The sequence below is a fragment of the Streptomyces sp. WAC06614 genome (assembly GCF_003949795.1).
Classification (GTDB): domain Bacteria; phylum Actinomycetota; class Actinomycetes; order Streptomycetales; family Streptomycetaceae; genus Streptomyces.
In genome coordinates, this window is sequence record NZ_RPRY01000489.1 from 1 (window position 1) to 3728 (window position 3728).

The following is a 3728-nucleotide window of genomic DNA, read 5'->3' on the forward strand; positions in this document are numbered from 1 at the left end:
GCCCCCGCCCCCGACCTCGACCGCGTCGTGGTCGGCGTCGGCCCGCTGCACGCGGGCGTACGGGCGAACGTGCTCCCCGAGACCGCCCGGCTCGGCATCGGCCTGCGTGCCTTCGCCGCCGAGCGGCTGGCCGAGGCCGAGAGGGAGGTGCGGAAGATCCTGCCCCGGGCCTGCGGCGGCGCCGACGGCATCCGCCCGCCCGCGGTGACCGTCACCAGCGAGTCGGCCCCCAACGTCAACGACCCCGGGGCGGCCCGCGCCGTGCGCCGCTCCCACGAGGCGCTGTTCGGCACCGGGCGCGTCCTGGACCGCTCTACGGCGCCACCGGAAGGGCCCTGCACGGCGCTCCGGCGGTGCCCACCGTCTACTGGACGGTCGGCCGCGTCGGAGCAAAGCAATGGGCGGCCGCGGCGGCGACCGGACCGGGGCACCCCGACCGCGTGCCATCGAACCACTCGCCCGGATACGCCCCGGACGCCGTACCGGCCCTGCGGATCGCGATCGGTTCTCCGTCCGCGGCGGCGCTGGAATTCCTCACCCGGGGACCGCAGACAGAAGGTGTCGGAGAACTGCCGGCGGGACGCCGCCAGGACTGCCAGGGCGACCCGGCATAACTGGTGGCCGGCGTGAGCCTCGTATGTCCGAGCGCTCTGCGAAGAGGCCTGATGGAGAGGTGATCGATCACGAAGACCAGGAGCGAACTGGACGGCCTGGCCGAAGAGATGCTGGCCCTGGAGGCCGAGACCTTCGAGATCAACGACTACGCCGAGGCACAGTCCGCGCTGCTCACGGCGACCAGCACCACCAGCTGCAGCTGCGCCTGACCGGCGGAGCTCCGCGCACGGGCCGGCGGGGGACCGCCGGCCCGTGCGCGGGAGTCCTGGAGCCACCGCGAGCACCATGTGAGGAAACACCAGTTGATGCGGCACGGAATCTCCCTTCTCCCCGACTGCCGTCCGGAGCGCCGGTCCGCCGTGGACTACTACCGCGACGTTCTCGCGATCAGCCGCTTCGCGGACATCGCCGGTCTCGACTACGTCAAGATGACCGAGCACCACCTCGGCGAGTACGGCGGCTACTGCCCCAGCCCTCTGACCTTCCTGTCCGCGGTGGCCGCGCAGACGAGCCGCATCCGGCTGATGACGGGCGCGGTCCTGCCGGTGTTCCACCACCCGATCCAGCTGGCCGCACAGGTGGCCCAGGTCGACGCCATCAGCGCCGGCCGGGTGGACGTGGGATTCGGGCGTGCCTGGCTGCCGTACGAGTTCGAGGCGTTCGGCGTGCCGATGGACGAGAGCCGGGCCCGGTACGAGGCGACGATCGATGCGGTGATCCGGCTGTGGACCGAGCGGAGCGTCGACGAGGAGACCCCGTTCTTCTCCTTCCGCAACGCCCATTCGCTGCCCCACGTGACCCAGCAGCCGCACCCGCCCGTCTGGGGCGCCGCCGTGAAGTCGCCCGAGAGCTTCCAGTGGCTCGGCGAGAAGGGGTTCGGCGTGATGCTCGCGCTCGCCCCGATCAAGCAGCAGGTGGGCCTGAGCCGGCACCTGGTCGACCTGTACCGGCAGACGCATCTGGAGACCCACGGGCAGCTCAACCGGCCGCGGATCGCCTTGAGCACACCGCTCTACGTCGCCGAGACAGATGCCGCGGCCTACCGGGTGGCGGAACCCTTGTACCGGGAGTACCTGAACGTCTGGACGGACGCCGCCTCCTCCTGGAGCCAGTACGCCGGCTACGAAGCCATGGGCCGCACCGACGCGAAGCAACTGCAGAGCTTCGACGTGCGGCGCCAGGGCACGGCCGTCATCGGATCGCCGGAGTCCGTCGTCGAACAGATCCAGGAGCTGCGGGAGACCTACGGCATCGACACCTTCCTGTGGAACGTGGACTTCGGGGGCGCGGACCGGGCCCAAATGGAGTCCAGCCTGCGGCTCTTCGCCGATCGCGTCATCCCCGCGTTGTGATGCCGTCGTCCGTCACCGCCGGTCGGCAGCGGCGTCCCCGTCTGCACCGGCCCTCCCGCGCAGCCAGGAGCACGTCCCGATGCCGGGTGTCGATCACATTCGGCGGCATCTCCCACACCCACTCCCCGCCGTCCTCGGCAGGGCGGTCGTCGTGCCCGCAAGGACGGTCGTGGTCGTCCTCGGCGGGACGGTTGTCCCCCGCGGGACGGTCGTGGTCGTGGTCCTCGGTGTGGCCTTCCTGTCCGGGCGGGGCCGGCGGCTCGACTACTGCCTTGCCGTCCGTGTCCGGCTCGGGCACGGGGGTTTCGTCGGCCGGTAGGTGGGCCTGCTGTGCCCTGCGGCGGCGCGAGGACGTGTCGGTCAGCTCGGCCTCGGCCTCGCTCAGCACGGTTTGGTGGGCTGGGTGGTGGGGGCCCGTTGTGAGGGTCCTGGAGCGCGAATTGCAGGGGGTGGAGCACACCATTACGGAGGTCTCGGCGTTGCTTCTCGTGCCCGAGCCTGCCCCGCCGGGCCGGTGGGCGCTTGGGCTGCGCCGTTGGTGAACCGGTGGATCGGACTGCCGGCGCTGATCACCTTCGTGGCCGGTGACGAGCTGGCCGGCCCCTGCCAGGGTGCCGTGCTTGGACCTGAGCGGGTGTATGGCTGCCGGTATTCGCCTCCTCATGCTCAGAGGAGCATCGACATGAGGAGGAGGGGATGGCTGCCCCCTGGCTGTGGTCTGCGTGAACTCCCAGCGTCACACTGGCTGGTGGAGCCGGACTTGTAGTCCGGGACGAGAGCAGGAGAAGCCGAATCTTGCGGCCCCACTCGGGGTTCTCAGGGGACTTCGCAGTTTCACCGATCGGTGACGCGGCGATTTAGTGGTGTCCGTCGGTTCCAGAGTCTATCCGAGCGAGAGGATGAAGCATTGGTTGGCTGGGGTAGGTTGTCTGTGTGGCTGACGTTTCCGAATGAGAGAAGGTCATGCCCTGGGTTGAGGAACATGTGGTCGGGTACGAGAGGGCCTTGGCGGAGATCCGCACAAGGTATGTCGGTAGACCGGTGGCGGAGGTGTGGGACCCTCCTGGGCCGCTGGCGAGAGGTATGGCGTGCGTATCGTCAACGAGGTCGTGCGGGACGCGGTCGAACGTGTCGGTGACGGCACGCTGTAGACAATCAGTGCCCCGATACAACCCCAGGCAGGATCCCCGCAGCACCCTCGACGGGCTTTCCGTAGCCAGTTGCCCGCGGAGCGGGCTTGTTCTGGAGGCGAAGTCGGAGGGACCGGGCGGGGGAGCGAAGCGGACCCATCCAACAGGCCGAAGGCCTGGGCCTCGTGAAGCGAGGTCACCTCCCCCGCGAAGCACGGGAGGTCTGGGCCTGGTGAAGCCAGGCCACTCGGGTGAAGCCGGGCCCGTTCGGGTGAAGCGAAGCGGAACCCCTTTCAGTCCGAAGCGAAGCGGAGGACTCCGGCCCGAAGGGCCGGCTCTGGCTCGGCGAAGCCGAGCCCCGCCGAGCGCAGCGAGGGACTTCGTTACCCCGGAGCGAAGCGGAGGGGCAAGGCCCCGAAGGGGCCTCCGCTGAGCGCAGCGAGGCCACTAACCCCGGAGCGAAGCGGAGGGGGTAGGTGCCGAAGGCACCTTGGCTGAGCGCAGCGAAGCCTGTCTCTACCCCGGAGCGAAGCGGAGGGGGTAGGTGCCGAAGGCACCTTGGCTGAGCGCAGCGAAGCCGTTCTCTCCTAAGCGCGCAGCGCTTAGGTACCCGCGGAGCGGGTACCTAAGC

3 protein-coding genes are annotated in these 3728 nt (G+C 69.9%); 2 read left to right on the top strand and 1 reads right to left on the bottom strand.

The window, feature by feature from the left end; genetic code table 11:
* Positions 1-293 (bottom strand): hypothetical protein (locus EF918_RS37820; RefSeq protein WP_221889786.1); only part of this gene is annotated, 293 nt, incomplete at its 3' end.
* Between the two features lie 627 nt (positions 294-920).
* On the opposite strand from EF918_RS37820, the gene EF918_RS33680 reads away from it, so the two are divergent.
* Together EF918_RS33680 and EF918_RS37440 are read left to right on the top strand one after the other, a co-directional pair.
* Complete coding sequence (locus tag EF918_RS33680) at positions 921-1967, top strand: LLM class flavin-dependent oxidoreductase (RefSeq protein ID WP_125652688.1); 1047 nt, start codon at positions 921-923, stop codon at positions 1965-1967.
* Positions 1968-2118: 151 nt separating this feature from the next.
* The gene (locus tag EF918_RS37440) at positions 2119-2286 is read left to right on the top strand and encodes a hypothetical protein (protein WP_185922050.1); all 168 of its coding nucleotides are present in this window, start codon (positions 2119-2121) and stop codon (positions 2284-2286) included.
* Positions 2287-3728 lie beyond the last annotated feature (1442 nt).

What these genes read in the sequence shown, in the direction of transcription:
- EF918_RS33680 (WP_125652688.1), top strand. Translation starts at nt 921, where the DNA reads ATGCGGCACGGAATCTCCCTTCTCCCCGACTGCCGTCCGGAGCGCCGG.